The sequence below is a fragment of the Paenibacillus gallinarum genome (assembly GCF_014836635.1).
Classification (GTDB): domain Bacteria; phylum Bacillota; class Bacilli; order Paenibacillales; family Paenibacillaceae; genus Paenibacillus; species Paenibacillus gallinarum.
On record NZ_JACSQL010000007.1, the window covers coordinates 214,135 to 232,382 of the forward strand.

The window sequence follows — 18,248 nt, forward strand, 5'->3', positions numbered from 1 at the left end:
ATGATTGTTCCTTAATCGAAAAAAGCCGCCAACTGGCGACCTCTTCTACTTGATGGACTTTTAAAATAATCGTGTATTTTGCCAATCTCAACGTTAGTAACTTAGTGATTAGATTTAATCCGAAAGATCGCTTCTTTTGCCTCTTCTCGATCATCAAAGTGTATCGTATGATCTTTTAAAATTTGGTAAGTTTCATGCCCTTTTCCTGCAATCAATATAATATCGCCTGGCCTCACTAAGCTGATTGCTCGTTCAATTGCTTGTTTGCGATCAGTGATGAGTTCGTATTGACCTGTGAAGTCATCATAGTCCAGTACACCTTGTTCAATATCAAGAAGAATCTGATCAGGATCTTCAGAACGAGGATTATCGGATGTCACGATAACAATGTCGCTGTATTTTGCTGCCAGCTTACCTTTTTCTTAACTCATAAGTTTGAATTTCAACGAACATGCATTCTTTTCTCGCTCAATAAATAATACAAAATCAGACTGAGACAAACTCGCTATTGAATCGAGAATATCTAATTTTTTAAATAAAAGCGGGGTCCTCAGATCGATTTAAAACATTTTTTAATTGAGATAAACGGCCACGTCGCAATCACGAATTCATTCATTTTTCTAAGCTGAAAACCAATTAGTTTATCTCAAAATGTATAATTTACAAGAGTCCTCTCCCACTATCAATTGACCTCCTTTAATTCATTACTGTCCGGTTCCTCAAAGGTATCATTCATCATTTGAAAACCTCATTCTCATTTGTGTCTAATACACTTATTAGGTCATTCAATAACTCTTCACTTTCAGCGTCCTGTACTTTTCCACTCACGGGTATTTTGTATAAAGCAGATTTAATTCCCAATCTCCTGATTAAATTACAATGATGTAGAATATTCACTTTGCTAACAGAGGGAAGTGCATTTTAAGATCATCAGAGCCCTCAGATGAGATAGCGTATACTAATTAAAGTACATTCATTAAACAGAAAATTTCTTCATTAAAAATTTGTATTGGAAACGTTATCTTCGACTTGTCGAATCACATAACTACGGTACTCTGTAGAATCTTTTAACAAAGTCATTGATACTGAACCTTGTGCGAATAAGTGGCTCAATGTGGCTGATCTCGTTCCCTTTTTTACATATACAAAATGCTTATTTTTTGAAAATAGATCACACACTTCTATTTTTCCCATGGAATTTGCTATCTGGAAGTTCTTTTGTCTAAGCATAAAAAATTATCCTGAATAGAAAAAGCCAAACGATCAGGCTTTAGTGCATTATGGAATGCGAACACTTTTATATCATTAGATATGTAACCAGTCTTATGGCGTCCGAACTTAATGAGTTGTTAAATTGTACTATTTATCGAGAAATCATGGCCATGACGCAAACTTCGAGTACCAGTACGCAACTCACATAACATCAGTCCTATATCGTAGTTTTATTTCGCTAAAGCCGCTAAATTAGCGACTTTCGATGGGACCATGTTCTTAAGGATTCGACGATATCCTGATCTGCCGTCTCCTAGTCAAACTCTTTTTCCAAGCCCAAGCGTTTCTTGATCTCTTCCACGACGGCGTAGTAATAAACAGCCTCAATCTCATTCGTCACTTCCTCGATCAGCTATTCAGTTCAGTACAATCTCCTCTCGCTCCTCCGATTTACCAAGCAGCTCCAAGAGACGATCCCAGATTTGTGGTCGTCCGCTTGCCTTGTTAACCGATACCCTCGATCACACGAATATACTTGAACTTAATCCCAAACTTCTTGTTTATGACTATAGTGTCTTCACTATTTGGGTTGTATTGTGATAATTAAATGTTAAAAGTTCGCTGATAGCGCGTGACTCCTCGATATTTATATTCGTATAAGGCTACTTCAGGCCACATATTTTGATTAATGCTACGTCCAAGCTCAATAGCCAGTCCGGCGGGGCCGCTATACAATAAATGAATTAGGCTGTATTTTTTTTGCCGATGTAAGGCTTCAACCTCATCCTTAAACAGCTTTTGAATTTGTTGAACCTGTTCAAAATAAAGCAATCTTTTTACATGGGGATTTTCAATTACAATATCATACCGATCAAGTTCTTCTCCCAATATAGCATGAACATCCTCGTCTGTAATCGTATCACTAATTGAAATAGTTACAATTAACTCCTTAGATTGGTTATCTGCAAATGAGGATTTTGGCATTAAGTCTTCTAACAAGGACGTATTCGGTGCTTTATTAACCCAAAGACTAGCTTCTCGATCATATTGGTATATTGTTAATGGAACAGTATCTGATAATAATTTTCCCAGATGAATTAACAAAGGTATAGGGGAAATGGCATACACTTCAGCAACATCGTACTTTCCCTTATTGATTCGATCAACATACTTTTCATATAATTTTAAATTATCCGCCTTCCCTTGCTCCCAGCCTTCTATTGTAAAATCAGAGAACTGAACTTGACTCTCAATAGCTTCAAGCATGATATTAGGTGAATGTTGGGTTAATGGCAGTGTTGTGAGTGGCGGGCCTAATCGCTTATGCAAAATAGCAAGACTCTTTTTCTTTTCATCTGTCCAACTTCTCACCCAGGTCTGATGTTTACTCTTCATTTCAAACAATAAAGCCGGTGGAAAAGACTCTTTATTGTGTGCGTCATCGATAAGTTTAGAATGTGTATAACACATTAACATTAAGTTTGAGACATCCTCCAGATTGTCATCTGAATATCCAAACTCTTCTGCAAACTCGTGTCTTGCCCCTCCCTTACTATGACCAATGATATGAGCGATAATACCAGCATTCGTAAGTTTACCCTTGGTGTTTACAACTAATCTTTCCGTACAATCCTCAAATGTGCAAATCCCTCCACTGATCATCCATAAATGATAAGTTTCTGCAGGCGAAAGTTTTCTGCGCTTTGTAGACTTTGGCTTAGTCATTTCAATACCTCCTGATGTTAATTCTGAATATCATTTCGATTAAATGACCCAATTCTAAGAAAAGTATTCCCACTCACTTTTCTTTCACCATACCATATCACTAGCGTTTTAGTTCCTACGATGATAAAGTACAATTGGTTTTGGTCTTGTATAGATTCATATAACAATTTTCCCCATTCTTGCTTATCTATAATAGAAGGTGTTGGATTAGCTTCAGGATGTGTATGCCATTCACCGAGGTAGTAACACCTCCCTTCACTATTCTCCCAATGTTCATTAAAGAACTCCTGATGACCGACGGATTTCCTGATAAAGCGATATCTAGTTTGAACATCCGATTTCATAGGTTCGGAAGCATCGTCGACTACTATATGAGATTCACAATTCAAAATCCTTCCTATTAAAATACCTCCCGATTCAGGACTTTTCTTGTGATCCTGTGCATACGAAAACATCATCTTTAGTACATCATCGCATAACTTTAACTTACGATTATCAGGCAAAGAATAAATGGCTTTCGACATTATATAAGTGACTCCTTCTTAGAACAGACAGGGCAATTAGGATCATGATAAAGTATACTATTAGCAATCAACTTTTCCTCTGACATTTCATATCTGCTGCTGAATTGAAAGCCTTGCTCTAAAAAGGGGACTGAATCCCCCTTCCAAGAAAATATGGGATTCCCATAAATCTGACCACGGGAAACTTGGTAGAGTGCACGTAGTACTTTATTAGCCGTCTCCTCGCTATCAAGAAAGCTATATGGAGTAAAGTAGGTTCCACACCCTCCAAGTGATTTTGTAAATGATTGGCCTGGCTTTACAAAGGATGACAAATTTCTAATTGGTTCTTCCTCACTAAGGGGACGAAACAGACATTGATAACATCCTTTTTTTTCTTTGTTTAGAGTAATAAGGACATGTCCCCCTATTCCGAAGGGCTCCACCCAAGAATAAATAACTGGAGGAGCACTAATTAATTTGTGCATGTACCTATTAATAGACATCTCCACATTTGGTGATCCTACACAAGCAATGACATAGTCAACAGTATTCCAATCAATGAGATTCTCAGCAAACACCTTATTAATTTTTTGAGGAATAGCTTCTACTTGAGAAAAAGGATATTTACGTTGTATCTCCTTTTTTAATGCTTCCACTTTACGTTGAGGTTTAAGATTTTCAACCTCACTACTATCAAATATTTGGTCAACACCTAGTTCATGTCTGTATATGTTCTCTATATCTAATAAATCATGGTCAATAAGAGTTATAGTATGAAATCCAGCCTTCGCTAATCCCATTGCAACTACACTCCCTATTGAGCCTACTCCCACAACAACAGCATTTTTTTTAGTAAAGCCCGAATCTCCCCCTGTTCTTGTGAGCAAGAATTCTTTTTGGTGTCGACTAATACTAAATGGAAATAAATCGATTTTTGCTGGGCATTGAACAAACGGATGTAATGAAATTTTCACTTTACGGTTAACAACCATACCATCAGGATAATTTATTGTAATACCAAACAATGCTTTCTTCTCTTTATCGATAGGTAAGCCTAAACAAAAATAATCGTATTGACTATTGCTTTTTGGGGTTCTACCAAATAATTTCAGTAAAATTTCTTTATTTTCCGGGTTAATATTCTTTAAAATAAAATCTTTAGAATCCTTAAAGCTCCAGAATTGACCACGTTTTGGTGGTGTGATGAAGGTTCCGTACTCTAGAGGAATATAAATGCATCTTCTTTTAATTAATTCCCCAGAATTTAGATGAAATACATTTTGAATATAATGTTCTGGATTGTATTTTTTCTCGCAAATAAAGTAAGTAATTTCATCCTTAGGCATAAGGTATAAATCCAGTTCTCGAACTACTTCACTTTTCTCATTAATAATTGTATGCGCTTCTCTAAAGTTACATACTTTTGCCCAATATACTTCGAATTCTTCAAGAAAATCATGATTCTCAGACTCGGTTTCACCAGATTCAAGAACTGAAATTACTTTTTCCAAACAATTTAAAACAACCCTTCCAGGGTACCTTTCATCTATAACTAAATTCTCATTGCGAGTAAAGCAGATAAAACCATCATCCTCAAGATGAGGCATAAAACCAAATTGATGCTGGGAATCATAAAAATGAGGTAATGAGGAAGGAAAATCAAAAGGTAAACCGACTACAAGAGTTGCCGGCCCCTCTAAAATCTCGATTTGAATTCGAAAAGCAAATTTTATATTTCGGTATTGATTGAGGGCACCTTCAGGAATCTGTGTTACTTCTTCTACAATAGGTTGTCCATATTTCTTAATATACTCTACAGTCTGTTCAAGGATGTTCATAATATATCCCTCTTCTCTTACGCCGACTCTGTTGACGGAATTACAGCTGGAATTCCAGCTCTTTTACCAGGGTCTTTAGATGGAACAGGGAAATCGTCACCAAATTGATTACTAAGTATTGTTGCCCCGTCCGAGCTATCAATCTCATCTCTCGCCTCTATTAAACAAGCAAGTAGTTTTTCAAGTTTTTCTTTGAATATCTTAATATGCTTTAAGGTCATCTTTTCGAGTAAATTAGGGTACGGAGCAACTGGCAGCTTAACTTCCACATATGGATATTCAACTAAGTTGTCACCTTCATACTCCCGTCGAGTGGTAAACGTCGAAAGAAACGTAGAAATGAGATGGATAAGAGCTTCGCTGTCACGATATTTTTTTTCTCCAGAGAAGATGTCTACTACTTCTGTCTTAGCCTGCATGTGATGATAAACAATAGAGGTAAGAGCAATACCAGTAGGTCTACCATTAGTAGAGCGTTTGAATTGGACATCTTTCCAACGTTTAAGATAACGCACGAGCCTACGGAATTGTTTCCTATCTTCCTTATCAGAATTTTTCCGCCTGATATCTTTAATTAGATCCTTGGGATTTGATTCATCCCAGCTCTGATTCTCTGCTGAACTTGTCAACTTGCCTTTTGCTAAATATACCTTTCCATCACTGTTCTCAGCTGCATAAATAGTTACATCAACATGATATCCCGCAGCATAGGTAACGGTGACACAAGGTTTCTTCATGCAGACATCATTCGTGTGACCGACAAGTGCATCATACACCCATTTTTTAGCTTCGACAGGAGTTCCTACATCTTCCGTTGACATTTCAAAAAACAAACCTAAATCTATGTCGTAATCTTCTCCATCTAGTGGTTTTATACCAGTCTTCATTGCATAACTACCCTGATTGAATGTTGTATACGGCTTCGCAGCTTCCGACATTTTTTCAGATAGACGATTTATAATAATATCTCGTTTTTCTTTAAGAATAGAAGATTCATCGCTTAATTTAATTGCTTCATGAAAACCCTCGAATTGGCTTTGATTATGTGGCACTCAAACATCATCCTCTCAAAATAATTAATTTATTTTTATATGAGCAAGAATTAACAATTAAATAGAGAAGTCTATAATTATCGATTATACTTGCTCTTCTATTGTTTTTTTATTTCCCTACTTACCTCAACATTACTCCCTTTCTTTCCAGTAGATCTTGGGCCATGAACTATAGGTCTATTTGAATTTCAATCGTAATCCAGCAGTTGGAAAAAGTCAATCCATAAATAGCGAACATACAATCTTATTTTAGCACATATTGTGTCTTTTGGTTTTCAAGAAAACTATATATTGTATTCCAATCCCACTTCGATCTCCAAGTCAAAGGCCAATCTTGGAGAACATGTTCTAGATTTCAGAACGATGGTGAGTTCTTCCTTTCTGACTTTCCGACAGGTAGGAACGAAGATAGCAGGGTAGCACTCACTAATAATGCCCATGTAGATACTTGCTTGAGATAGCTTGGTAAGAGCAGCCCAGCAGTCTGACCTCTGTTCTCGTCGCGGATCGCAGGTGCTGCCGCCGACAATGTTAACGGCTGGAGGTTTCTCCAGCAGTTGAAGAGATTCAAAAGATTTTCCTTGACAAGCGCGTTCGGCGGTTATGGAAACAGTATAATGTATCAATACCAAAGGGGATAAAATATGTACTATTACAAAGAAGAGCTGATAAACATCATTAAATGTCTCAGATCTTCTTGGTTTTAAGACTGATGAGTTTCGGCAATCGGTAGAAGTTCTTGTCTTTGGCTCGGGACAAGAACTTCTACCGTAAAAACAAATAAAGCCGCTAATAGCGACTTTCAAAAGGAACATGTTCTTGTCCCCGACAAGAGAATCAAATTATATTTCTATGGTCTCAATAATTAGTTCCACGGATCTTCTTGTTAATCGTTTTCCTTGTTTTTGAGATATAAATAGTCTAGCTTCCTCTTTTCGATTGTGTTATACAAGGATCGTTTGTCTAACAGGCTAATAAACCTCTTACTTATTTCCAGACTAGACTCTGGAATTAGATTTTAATAGAGTAAAGCCGCCAGCGTAACACTGGCGGCTTTGATTATGGTGTTAGGGATTTCTTCTTAATTAATTTTGGTATCCCATCTGCGACACTCTTATCATCAATAATTTGTTTTACATATGTCACCCAAGTATTAAGGGTATATTCATCAGGCTCTACAATTATATTGTTGAGGCTAAAATCAGCCACTTCCCCGTTATAATTCATTTCAAATAGTAAGTATGCATCACTTGCATATTTCTGACCTTGCCCTATTCCGAGATTAGTCAACTTGATTTGTTTATCATGTGGCTTCCATTCTAACATGTGTCGATATTCAGAGATTTTTATGGGTCGCTCTTTCTCAGTCCATACCCCACCCTTATAGTAAAGGGTTTGTTCTTCTTCACCATACTGCCAAAAATCTATAATTTGAATGTAACTGCTAGATTGGTTATAATGATCTCCAAATTTTATAACGTTAATACCGAAGCAAGTATCCTTCTCTAAACACTCCTTGAGTCTTTGACAATTCTCCAATTGTTTTTTATCCGCCTGATTTGTTAAAGTAGCCACCTGAGAATAGACGTATGGACTTAGGGATTTCATTTTTTCTTGGCTATATTGATGGTTTACCCATTTAGGAATAATGTATCCATCCGACGACGAAAAAATCAAACGAAACAATTTCTGTCCTTTTTCATTACAGCACTCAATCTGATACCAAAACTTATCAAGCCATTCTTTCACGTTTGTATCGAAGCCTTCGGTGGTCCTCACTTCCTTAATGTAATTTTGCATCAGGCGGAAACTCGACTTCTCTGTCTTAAACTCCATCACTTATAATTAACCTCCGATTGTCAGTTCTATTTGTTATAGAAACTCGCTTATTTTTTCCTTAAGGATATTTCTATCCCAAAGTACAATATTATTTGAGTGTGCTAATTCTCTTGCTGAATCGGTAAAGAAGTTATTCGTTATAACTAATCCCTTTTCTAGTTTATAATGATTTAATCCAGCTGTAACCTCTTGTATAGCTTTGTTACTTACAGCGGATGAATAGCACTTAGCCTGAACACCGTATTTACGACCGTCCTTTTCAGCGATCACATCAACTCCTTGGTCACCCGAACCCTTTGTTACTGTTGTTGAATACCCCATTTTCGTAAATAGCAGACTTATAAGCTGTTCAAATTCATGACCATTCATTAAATCTACATCGTTGATAGTATATTTTAATTTTGTTTTGTTCTTCATCAAGTTGCGTTCAAAATCCATTAATTTTTTATTCTCTAATGCTTCATTCAATACATCCACAAATATGTCATAACAATTAATATAGTTGTCATTCTGCATAAATTTTTCTTTTTCCATTAAAAAATAGATAAACGGTGATGCATAAATAAGTTTATTTGGAATCACTGTTTCTATAGTGCAATATAATGCTACCAAATCTTCTAGAGAGTGATTTTCAATATTAATGAAGTACTCTCCGTACTGTTGCACCCATCTCTCTGTAAAGAATTTAATCGCTTTTTTATGTATTAAAATATAGGTCAAATAATAAGCCAACGTCTCATCATTTATTACTAGTTTCTTAGCAATTAGTTTTACTAAAAGTTTGAATTTTTCTTCAAAGTAACCATCTACTTCTTCTTGATTTTCTAATTTTTCTGTTACTGTAACGTGTATACCCTGCTTACTTTCGGTTTGAACTATTAGTGACTTTTGTAGCTCATCACTAGACATAAGAAGCATTTTACCTATCTTATCTATGCTTTGTAAATTGTATTCAACCCCAGTTATCATTTTATAATCATATAATGTTGTAGAATTGATACTATCAATGAAATTGTATAATATCGTATTTACTTCATTATTGTCATCAAGAATTTCCCTGCATTTCTGTTCGACTAGATTTTTGAATTTTATTCTTTCATCTATGAATTTTTTATTTAGTACTTCAAAGTGCTCCTTAATTATATTCGCCTTTTCTGGTAACATAAGTAATATTGTGCCCTCATTAATATCCACAATTACTTCGCCTACATACATTGTGGAAGGCACAATAGTCATTTCTTTTTCTGTATCACTTGTACTTTTATATGTTACCCTCTTCCACAACTTCATTTCGTTTGTGAATGTATCTATTTCAAAACAATGTCCAAATAATTTAATAGTTGCAGGGATAAATGAGTCCTCTTCCTCATCTTTATAGTAAATATCCTCAATAACAACTTTATCTAATAATAAATCATTTTGAACTTGCTCTTCTACAGTATTACTTCCTTCAAGTTGATCAGTTAAGTGCGTTGCTTTTATGCATTCAATTTTAATTTTTTCACCAAATATCTTGAGAAGCATATTTTCGATTAGATAAGTATTTTCGGGCTTTTTTGTGTATTCCATATGTGCCCGATTCTTAAATGTGATATACATTGTATTGCCAATAAGTTCCGTTGGTTCTCCATCAACTAACCATGCGTGTACAGTAATTCTTTCTTTCTTCACTCTTTCAAGCACATCTGACCACTTATTGATTATGTGTTTAATAGTAAGCATTAAAAGATCCCCCTAGTTCAATTCTGAAAAACAAATGAAAATACACATAAAGTGATTTGTCCCTGTTTTTGGAACTCAATATTTAGTATACAACGTGTCGTAGTTTTTTAAAATCTACTTTTAGTGTAAGTGTTAGCATACGTTTTGATTCCGTTCGCTTAAATAGACTGTAAATCCACCCTTATATACCCAATTTTTTTGGTTTATTATAAAAATATTGAATTAATATATGATCCTCTCAAAATATTAACTTCCGTGATTACTTATGATAAATCCTTGACTAACCTTCTACTCCTGACCGAGGGTCTTGATCCTGAGCGCTATCATATTCATCCCCTACTTATCAAGACCCCATGATTGAGGCTGGTTGGGACATAGATCCCGTATAAAAAGCGATGCTATAGAGCGACAAGAGTAAATCACAGGGGCTACCGATAAATCTAATTAGGAGGTGCATTTAAATGAATCCAGCGGCCTGGATATTTCTAAAGATGAAAGCCATGGATAAGCCTTTTTAAAGCGAGGTAAACCGTGCAGAGGGGCGTTTCTTCTTATCCCGATCTCCACCGCAACCGAACACAGTTATGATATGCTGATCAGCAGATTCACGTAATATAAGATCATCCGGTGTATTCGATCTGATAAGATCTTTTTCTCCTTAATTTTAGAACATCCATTTTGACAAATTTAATGTAACAGATGTTACAAACAAAAATGTCCCCTGGCTTTAAATTTTGAGAATGGATACTAACCCCTGATACTTCAACATTTGTATCCCCGTTTGTGTGTTTCACATGAAGCTGATTGATGAGTTCTTGTAACTTCAAGGTTAATCCCCCTACAATTTAGCTTTTAACTTATTGTATAGATGAATGATGAGCATCAGAATCCAGTCGATAATACTATAAAAAACGGCAATAGAAATGGCAGATGTAAAACTGTGGATGTAGATCCCATGAGAATAACTTGATATAAGATATATGAATATGCTGTTTATGACAATTGTAATCACATGCTTTGTATATTCTGAAATATGTAGACGCAAACCCATTTTTAATAAGGTAATGATCATTGGTTTTAATACTTCTTCACATATAAAAAAGCCGATAAGCATGGTTAACGAAAAATTAAATAAACTTTGATGCGAACTCGCACTAAATATATTCGTGAACTCACTAAATGAGTAGAAAAAGATCGTATAAAAAAAGGTGAACAATATGATCGGTACAAAAGGAAGAAGGGCTAGTAATGGCACAAGCCCAATTCTTAATCCCCAGTGATTCGGATTTTCACCCTGTTTCCGATCATGAAATTTAATCATCTCGTTGATGAGCAAACAAATAACCACATAAAATATCAGTAGAAAGACAGGAGTACTCACTAGGCAGGCTCTCCTCTCTAATTGGAACATATGGAGCAGTTTCTAAACTGAACTGATTATAGTAGAAAGAAAATTCCATCTCGATTAGGCCTAATCTATTCAATAATTTTATAAGCTTCCCGTACAATCTGATGGATGATTTCACCCGCAGACTGATCAGCAGTTAACATTCTAGTACCTTGACCCGCCCATAACGACATATACTCAGGGTTATTAAGACGAGCAGAAGTATTTCTAATATCTCTAGTGAGTGTATTTTGTATAGGGTAAGGAAGCGGTTCGACATCAATGGATTCAAAGTGTTTAATGAATTCATTCTTTATCCCTCTTGCTGGTCTTCCTGAGAATGCTTTGGTAATAACTGTGCTTTCCTCTGTACTTTCAAGTAACGCATTCTTATAAACGGGACGCACTCCTGACTCGGTAGCAGTTAAGAATCTGGATCCCATTTGAACCCCTTGTGCTCCTAAAGCTAATGCTGCGACAAGCCCTCTTCCATCCATAATCCCTCCTGCAGCAACAACTGGAATTTGAACCTGGTCTACAATTTGCGGAATAAGTGCAATCGTGCCTACATTTGCGCCAGAAGGATGATTAGAGAGATCAAACGTCCCACGATGTCCTCCTGCTTCACTGCCTTGCGCAACAATTACATCACTGCCACTTCGTTCCGCTTGGATCGCTTCTTCCACCGTTGTTACTGTAGTCATTACCTTCATTCCTGCTGATTTCACGTGTTGCATTTGCATTTCAGGAAGAATTGAAAATGTAGTGCTGATGATAGGAACTCTTTCCTCTAATAAAACGGTAAGATGCTCATCGAAATAATCGGGTGTGTTCATATTTTTAGTAGAAGGAATAGGTACTCCAATACGATCTCGTATTTTATTAAGCTCATACTGTACTCTTTCAACATCTTTAGATTGGTCTGGAACCTCATGTAAGAAAAGATTCACAGAAAAAGGAGCCTGTGTTTGCTGCTTTATTTTCTTAATCGCACTTCTCATTTCTTCAGGAGTCATGTATCCTGCACCAAGGGTTCCAAGCCCGCCTGCATTAGATACTGCGGATACTAGGTTCGCCATATTCGGTATCCCAGCCATTCCAGCAAGCACGATAGGATAACGAATGTTAAGAATATTGCACAAATTGTTATGAAGTTGAATATCCATAGTCACCATCCCCTCGCTCAGTCTATTGATGTGTCTCTCCTTGACCATATAAAGTCGAACAAACCAAAGAGTAATGCGACCAGTATAGAAATAAATTCATAACTATCTAAAAAGGTGGGAATTACCATAATGATCGCCCCAGCAATGATGTATATGAAAACGCGCACCCAAATACTCACGTTGTAATGCTTAAGAATTACAAAAGGTGTTGTAAATGCAACAACGAGAATAGGATACACCGCAAATAAGGAAATGAATAAAACGAACGGAACATATTCATCCATTGATAAAGTAAATGAAAGTTGATCCTCTTGCTTACTATCCATATAAAACACAGTAATGGTAGCAAAGAAAGCGAGAAACAATAAGCTCATACATGAGACCAAAATAAGCTTCATTTCTTGTCTAAGAATCGCAATTCACCTCTTTGAGATATAGTACAACTAATTCTTGACCTATCTCTTCATTATTTCATTGGATCGGCTTCGTTCCAAAAGCGATATGAAAAATCATCATGGCACAAGAATCCGGGTTATGCAGTAAATTATCATGTGCTTTTTCTATATTATGAAAATCGTTTTCAGATAAGATGCCTAGTCTAAAAAATTGCTCAAATCTTTTCGGATTAAACTGCTCCTGAAAACCCTCTAAACCAACTAAATCACTATGTACAGAAACAGCTTCCAAATCGATATCGGAAAACCCCGATTGTCCCAGTAATCTTGGCAAACTCCGTCCAATTTCACGATTACCGCCAGCTTTTTTCTGCATATCTATTAATTTATCGAGGACTGAATGGAAGGATTCTATATTCGGCTCTACAATTCCAAATATGCCATCATCTATATCGATGATCGCTACTTTCCCTCCTGGTTTTAACACCCGAAAAATTTCTAATGCTGCTTTTAAGGGATCAAATAGATGCAGAAAAATGAGACGAGCAATCACAAAGTCATAGTGATCATCAGGCAGCTTCGTATCGTATACGGAGGCTTGTACGTATTTCACTTTCGATGAATTATGATTCTCCTTCGCTTTTTGCAGTAGAGCAGAATCAAAATCCAAAGCCGTTATTTCACTATTAGGGAAGTTCTTGATAAGCTGTTCCGTCACATATCCAGGTCCGCATCCTACTTCCAGCACGTTCATTCCATCTGACAAACCATACCACTGCAAATATCTACATTCTTTCTCCCATCCCATCAAAGCTTGAGCTTTGAGGCGGTTCAGCTCCGCTTCCATACCTAGACTTGTTTTACTAACATCATATGTTGAATCTGAAGTCTTCATATTTCAATCAACCCCCGTTTCTTTATTTGAATGCGATATAACTTACATAATAAACATATATTACCACAACAAAGAATTACTTCTCACTTTACGAGTACATTTTTTTCCCGGATAAAACAAAAAAGAGACTCAATGAGCCTCATATTCTATAGCAAAAACCATTTACTATTTATCAACAATTTTAGCGGTTAGGGGTTCTCTAAAAGAGCCGAACACGCCTGTGATAAGTCCTATTAATCCAATGATAAATCCATAGATTGAAGAACTTTCAAAAGCGAATACGACAATGATTCCGAACAACGTTAAATGAATACCAAAAAGTTGAATTTGAAGAACACTTGGTCTGATAAAATCCAACAATACCCCTGCGTGAAAGATGATAGTAACTATTAGAATTAGAACGGTTAATAACAGTAATCCAAAGTTAATCATTATGGCCTCCTCTTAATCCAGACTAAGCATTCAACCATACAAGCTTACCCCAAGATTCTTCTTACGCATATTTGTTTGAAATATTGCTTTTTCCTCCAAAATGTTTTTTTGAATTTGGCACTATCTTCTATACTTCTACTAAGCAAACCTGCTTGTTGGCATAAATAAAAAGCAACCAGATATTTATCGGCTGCTTACTTGTTTTTATTAAACTCACGTTTCTCGTTAGTTCAATAATGGTATGAGTTATAAACGGCTCACTATTTCAATTAATTACACTTGTTTTAATACTATTGGCATCATTAATTTATCAACAATTCGTTCTATATAATGTGCATTAGTTGACTGATTTTTAGAGTGAATATTATACATAACTAAAGCAGGGCCAATATCTATAATTAGCTCTAAATCATCCTCAGTAATTTGATATTCTTTTACATAGGGTTTGAGAATCGATTCAATTGCGTTTCTGTAGCGCCAGTAAAAAGCATCACGCATACCTTGATCTAATTGTTCATTAACAGCATTACAAATTGCTTTCATTGCTTTCTGATACTTTTTATTATCTTGCTGAAATAACATAGAAAGCAAATCAATCAATTGTCCACGCAAGTCTTGATTTCTATTCAATTTCGTTATTGATATTTCAAGAGGACTCATCAAAGTGGCTGCTTCAATGACTAGTTCCATTTTAGAAGACCAACGCCTATAAATTGTACCCTTTCCCACTTTTGCTTTTATAGCAACTCCATCTATTGTTAATGAGTCATATCCGTTTTCTGCTAACAAATCTAAGGTTGTTTCAAGAATCACCTTATTACGTGACAAATCCAGAGGACGTCCTCTTTTTTCTTCTGTTTGGTGCTGTTTTTCATCTGACATAAAACATTTGACACCTTCCTATAGGCAGACTTTTTATTTTCATATTTAAGTATACCATTTTGATCATTACAATTCGATACTATTGCGTTCCGTAATTAATATTGTTATGATCTCTTTACGGAACTACACCGTTCCGTATATAAAGGTTTGGAGGAATCATACATGGCAACATCGAGAGTATTGATTATCGGCGCGTCTGGAACGGTCGGTTCTCAAGTAGTTAAAGAGTTAGACAAAAACAATGAGGGCGTCGTGCTCCGTCTTGCAACAAGTCGTCCGGAAGCCGCGGATAAGTGGCGAGCTGAGGGCCGTGAAGCTGTTGTACTTGACCTTAATCGACCAGAGACATTCGCAGAAGCTCTAGCGGGTGTCGACCGGGTATTTTTATTAACCGGTTACACCTCTGATATGCTGTTCCAAAGCAAAAAATTGGTCGACGCATCGGTCGATTCGGGCGTGAGTCATATCGTTCATCTAGGTGTATTCACTTCGCGTCGTGATCTTATACCGCATTTTAACTGGCATGACCTCGTAGAAACTTATATCGAAGCAAGTGGAATAGCTTGGACGCACTTGCATCCCAATGTCATTACTGACACCGTCTTGGCTACGGTAACAGAAACGAATTCTTTTACAGTCAACTGGAGTGACATGCCGCAAGGATGGGTATTTGCAGCAGATATTGCTGCTGTCGCTGCCGCCGTATTGCGGGAGGGTCCAGAGAAACACGGGGGAGCTAATTATTGGTTGAGCACGGAAGTACTGACGGGTCCAGAGGTCGCTGACATTCTAACTGCGGCATCAGGAAAGGAGATAAAGTGTAATGCACTCGATCCTGCTAGCCTGGAAGAGTATGTTGCTCAGATTAAAACAGTTCCTGAACGCGCCTACATGGAGAGCGCCATCATTACGATGAAATTAGCAGCGGCTGGCCAAATGACCGCTCAAACTGTTGTTCGAGATGACGTCTTAACGGTTCTGGGACGCCCTGGGATTACCATGGCGGAATGGGCGCGGCATAATTTTAATTGACGCGATAATTGATCCGGCTTTTGGAAGATAGCAAATGTCGATTCGGTGTATAGAACATGTCTTAATTCATCAAGCGATGACTAGTACCCTACCGTGCAACGTTTGGCTTAGATAATCCGTCCAATAAGAAGAAGAGACGGCTCAACCGTCTCTTCAGTTTGTCGGGAAACACGGGTCTCTTTCGAGAGTCGGATTTCTTTCGTTGCACAAGCACTCGTTTTTCCTCGACTTTCTATTAGCTATATCATAGGGATACACTTTAATAGATACCTGCCATCGAATCCCTCCATTCGACTAAACTAACCTGCCCAATAACTTAAAGAAAAAGCAACCGGTCTGTTGATCAGTTGCTTACTTGTTCTTCTTGAACTAACCGTTTCTACGTTAGTTGAACGAAGTCGATTTTACGCAACTTAACTTGACAACTAAGAAAGTAAAATTTCCATCTGTTACTTCCAAATAAGATTTCTTTGGGATTCAGGAGCCTTATAAAAAACTAAAGATATCTTAAGCATCAAATTTAATCTCTTTGAGCAATACGATAGTCTACACTAATTTTACCACCATTAGGCGTTGGTACAGCTTTAAATTTATATTTACTACTTAAGGAAACAACTGGAGCACTAATATGGCCACTCTTACCTGGTGCGAGAGTTTTTTTCTGATCGCCGTTAATTGTGATTTTCACGCTTACATCCCCAGTATTTTTAATCCAGAAGTTTACTATTGCCCCATTTCTCTTTTTTAATCGGTGTGTAGTCTGAAATTCAGTTCCTGATTGACTGCCACTTTTAGCTGCATAATCTTTCGACGAACTTTCAGTCGACTCCGCAAAAACAGGTATAATACTAGTTCCAGCAATTAGACAAACTACCAGAGAAGATGATACTACTCCTTTGAAAACGGACTTAAGATTCACGATCAAGCACTCCTTATGAAATCTATTTGTAACTATTCCGCCTTTAGATAATTACTTTTTTAAAATTTTCATGTCCTGTCTGTACACTCCTGTTTCCGTAGAGGTAGTTCGTAACGGAGTTTCTCTCTGCCTTCTTATCTAAACAACTATCGTTTCTACGATAGTTTAGCGCTACGCATGAGCCAATTTAGGTATACAAAATGCAGGTAGCTTTCCTAAATCAAAAAGCGATTTTATAAACAAGACATCCTCATGCTTGCCGAAGGGTTCTGCATACGCTTTATCAATAATTTGGTCTGGGGTGAAGTGAAACCGAATCTTCCTTGTTTGTTCCGTTGTAATCCGTGAAACCAACGCTTCAATGTATACCTCTTTGTCGCTAACAATATCATACAAATGCATCAAATCGCCTTCATGCTCAAAAACTATGATGGCATCGTCAGTGCGCGAATAATAAAGGCATTCGTGAAAAACGTTCAAAGCGTAAAATTGAAATAGCCCTTCGTTGTTAGTAACACCAAAATGTTTTGAAATTGGTTTACGGGAACTAAGCTTCTGTTTAATTAAATTCCAATGCTCTTTCGTGGAAACATCCAGTTTATCCAGTGATACCAGTGATAGTAGATTAGCTTTGGGTCCATCAGATATATTTAAGTGAAATTGGTGTTCAGGTAGGGTGGAGAATCCAAATTTGGGATAAAACTCGAGTACGGTTCTGTTCGCAAATAAGAAAAACAAGTCGCATGTGTCTTCGTATGTATCCAATACATTCTCCATCAGTTGTTTTGACAATCCCTTACCCCGATGCTCAGGATGAGTCATTACAGTTCCGATCTGAAGAGCCCGTTTGCATTCACCATTAATGACCAAGTTCATTTTACTTACTGAAACATTAGCAATTATCTCGTCATCGGCAACAAATGAATGGCAAATATAACGGTCGTCCCAAGCTCCCTTTTGGTACAATGATTCGAATTCAATACCAAATACTAGCTTGGAAAGTCGATTGAAGCTTGCTCGGTACCCGTCATGGTTTCTATAGTCATTACTATGTATTATCATCGAAAAGTGTGGTCCTTTCTAAGTAGAATAATGATTCATTACATGCTCCCCTATGTAATTCCCCGCAGAATATTCCCTTAACCAATCTACAGATAACATCTTTAGTTTACCATTAAAACCAAATTTAGGATTGTGAAGAATACTTATAATTCAACTAACCTGCCCAATAGCTTAAAGAAAAAGC

The 18,248-nt window shown here is 36.8% G+C and carries 17 protein-coding genes; 1 reads left to right on the forward strand and 16 read right to left on the reverse strand.

The features are described from left to right. Positions 1–101: 101 nt before the first annotated feature. The 14 genes from H9647_RS16005 to H9647_RS16070 form a co-directional block, all read right to left on the reverse strand. Positions 102–410, reverse strand: coding sequence for a glutamate ligase domain-containing protein (locus tag H9647_RS16005; RefSeq protein WP_404822636.1), 309 nt, complete (start codon positions 408–410; stop codon positions 102–104). 586 nt (positions 411–996) lie between these two features. Next, positions 997–1,230, reverse strand: a complete 234-nt coding sequence (locus tag H9647_RS16010) for a DUF6119 family protein (protein ID WP_191801728.1) — start codon at positions 1,228–1,230, stop codon at positions 997–999. Positions 1,231–1,815: 585 nt separating this feature from the next. Continuing rightward, positions 1,816–2,937, reverse strand: coding sequence for an SAVED domain-containing protein (locus H9647_RS16015; RefSeq protein WP_191801730.1), 1,122 nt, complete (start codon positions 2,935–2,937; stop codon positions 1,816–1,818). Positions 2,938–2,954: 17 nt separating this feature from the next. Then, on the reverse strand, positions 2,955–3,461 hold the full coding sequence (locus H9647_RS16020) for a Mov34/MPN/PAD-1 family protein (RefSeq protein WP_191801740.1): 507 nt from the start codon (positions 3,459–3,461) through the stop codon (positions 2,955–2,957). Continuing rightward, positions 3,461–5,281, reverse strand: a complete 1,821-nt coding sequence (locus H9647_RS16025; RefSeq protein WP_191801742.1) for a ThiF family adenylyltransferase — start codon at positions 5,279–5,281, stop codon at positions 3,461–3,463. Before H9647_RS16025 ends, H9647_RS16020 begins: the two co-directional genes overlap by 1 nt. A gap of 17 nt (positions 5,282–5,298) precedes the next feature. Then, positions 5,299–6,333, reverse strand: a complete 1,035-nt coding sequence (locus H9647_RS16030) for a nucleotidyltransferase domain-containing protein (RefSeq protein ID WP_191801744.1) — start codon at positions 6,331–6,333, stop codon at positions 5,299–5,301. A gap of 1,059 nt (positions 6,334–7,392) precedes the next feature. Beyond that, the gene (locus tag H9647_RS16035; protein WP_191801746.1) at positions 7,393–8,172 is read right to left on the reverse strand and encodes a hypothetical protein; all 780 of its coding nucleotides are present in this window, start codon (positions 8,170–8,172) and stop codon (positions 7,393–7,395) included. 33 nt (positions 8,173–8,205) lie between these two features. Then, positions 8,206–9,894 carry a restriction endonuclease gene (locus tag H9647_RS16040; protein WP_191801748.1) on the reverse strand — a complete coding sequence of 563 codons (1,689 nt, stop codon included), beginning with the start codon at positions 9,892–9,894 and terminating at the stop codon, positions 8,206–8,208. Between the two features lie 838 nt (positions 9,895–10,732). Continuing rightward, positions 10,733–11,275, reverse strand: coding sequence for a hypothetical protein (locus H9647_RS16045; RefSeq protein WP_191801750.1), 543 nt, complete (start codon positions 11,273–11,275; stop codon positions 10,733–10,735). 95 nt (positions 11,276–11,370) lie between these two features. Next, on the reverse strand, positions 11,371–12,447 hold the full coding sequence (locus tag H9647_RS16050; RefSeq protein WP_191801752.1) for an NAD(P)H-dependent flavin oxidoreductase: 1,077 nt from the start codon (positions 12,445–12,447) through the stop codon (positions 11,371–11,373). Between the two features lie 17 nt (positions 12,448–12,464). Continuing rightward, entirely contained in the window at positions 12,465–12,821 is a 357-nt protein-coding gene (locus H9647_RS16055) for a hypothetical protein (protein ID WP_191801754.1), read from the reverse strand. Positions 12,822–12,918: 97 nt separating this feature from the next. After that, entirely contained in the window at positions 12,919–13,737 is an 819-nt protein-coding gene (locus H9647_RS16060; RefSeq protein ID WP_191801756.1) for a class I SAM-dependent methyltransferase, read from the reverse strand. A 165-nt stretch (positions 13,738–13,902) separates the two neighbouring features. Next, positions 13,903–14,169 carry a hypothetical protein gene (locus tag H9647_RS16065; protein WP_191801758.1) on the reverse strand — a complete coding sequence of 89 codons (267 nt, stop codon included), beginning with the start codon at positions 14,167–14,169 and terminating at the stop codon, positions 13,903–13,905. Between the two features lie 273 nt (positions 14,170–14,442). Beyond that, positions 14,443–15,051 carry a TetR/AcrR family transcriptional regulator gene (locus H9647_RS16070; RefSeq protein ID WP_191801760.1) on the reverse strand — a complete coding sequence of 203 codons (609 nt, stop codon included), beginning with the start codon at positions 15,049–15,051 and terminating at the stop codon, positions 14,443–14,445. Between the two features lie 162 nt (positions 15,052–15,213). Here H9647_RS16070 and H9647_RS16075 point away from each other — a divergent pair, with 162 nt between their 5' ends. Next, positions 15,214–16,083 carry an NmrA family NAD(P)-binding protein gene (locus H9647_RS16075; protein ID WP_191801762.1) on the forward strand — a complete coding sequence of 290 codons (870 nt, stop codon included), beginning with the start codon at positions 15,214–15,216 and terminating at the stop codon, positions 16,081–16,083. A 520-nt stretch (positions 16,084–16,603) separates the two neighbouring features. Here the strand turns inward: H9647_RS16075 and H9647_RS16080 are convergent. Next, a complete protein-coding gene (locus H9647_RS16080) occupies positions 16,604–17,002 on the reverse strand; it encodes a hypothetical protein (RefSeq protein ID WP_191801764.1) in 399 nt (132 codons plus the stop codon). Between the two features lie 171 nt (positions 17,003–17,173). Further along, the gene (locus H9647_RS16085) at positions 17,174–18,064 is read right to left on the reverse strand and encodes a GNAT family N-acetyltransferase (protein ID WP_191801766.1); all 891 of its coding nucleotides are present in this window, start codon (positions 18,062–18,064) and stop codon (positions 17,174–17,176) included. Positions 18,065–18,248 lie beyond the last annotated feature (184 nt).

Excerpts from the sequence above, each read along its gene's own strand:
- H9647_RS16010 (WP_191801728.1), bottom strand. The coding sequence starts at position 1,230 with ATGCTTAGACAAAAGAACTTCCAGATAGCAAATTCCATGGGAAAAATA.
- H9647_RS16015 (WP_191801730.1), bottom strand. The coding sequence starts at position 2,937 with ATGACTAAGCCAAAGTCTACAAAGCGCAGAAAACTTTCGCCTGCAGAA.
- H9647_RS16020 (WP_191801740.1), bottom strand. The coding sequence starts at position 3,461 with ATGTCGAAAGCCATTTATTCTTTGCCTGATAATCGTAAGTTAAAGTTA.
- H9647_RS16025 (WP_191801742.1), bottom strand. The coding sequence starts at position 5,281 with ATGAACATCCTTGAACAGACTGTAGAGTATATTAAGAAATATGGACAA.
- H9647_RS16040 (WP_191801748.1), bottom strand. The coding sequence starts at position 9,894 with ATGCTTACTATTAAACACATAATCAATAAGTGGTCAGATGTGCTTGAA.
- H9647_RS16050 (WP_191801752.1), bottom strand. The coding sequence starts at position 12,447 with ATGGATATTCAACTTCATAACAATTTGTGCAATATTCTTAACATTCGT.
- H9647_RS16055 (WP_191801754.1), bottom strand. The coding sequence starts at position 12,821 with ATGAGCTTATTGTTTCTCGCTTTCTTTGCTACCATTACTGTGTTTTAT.
- H9647_RS16060 (WP_191801756.1), bottom strand. The coding sequence starts at position 13,737 with ATGAAGACTTCAGATTCAACATATGATGTTAGTAAAACAAGTCTAGGT.
- H9647_RS16065 (WP_191801758.1), bottom strand. The coding sequence starts at position 14,169 with ATGATTAACTTTGGATTACTGTTATTAACCGTTCTAATTCTAATAGTT.
- H9647_RS16070 (WP_191801760.1), bottom strand. The coding sequence starts at position 15,051 with ATGTCAGATGAAAAACAGCACCAAACAGAAGAAAAAAGAGGACGTCCT.
- H9647_RS16075 (WP_191801762.1), top strand. The coding sequence starts at position 15,214 with ATGGCAACATCGAGAGTATTGATTATCGGCGCGTCTGGAACGGTCGGT.
- H9647_RS16085 (WP_191801766.1), bottom strand. The coding sequence starts at position 18,064 with ATGATAATACATAGTAATGACTATAGAAACCATGACGGGTACCGAGCA.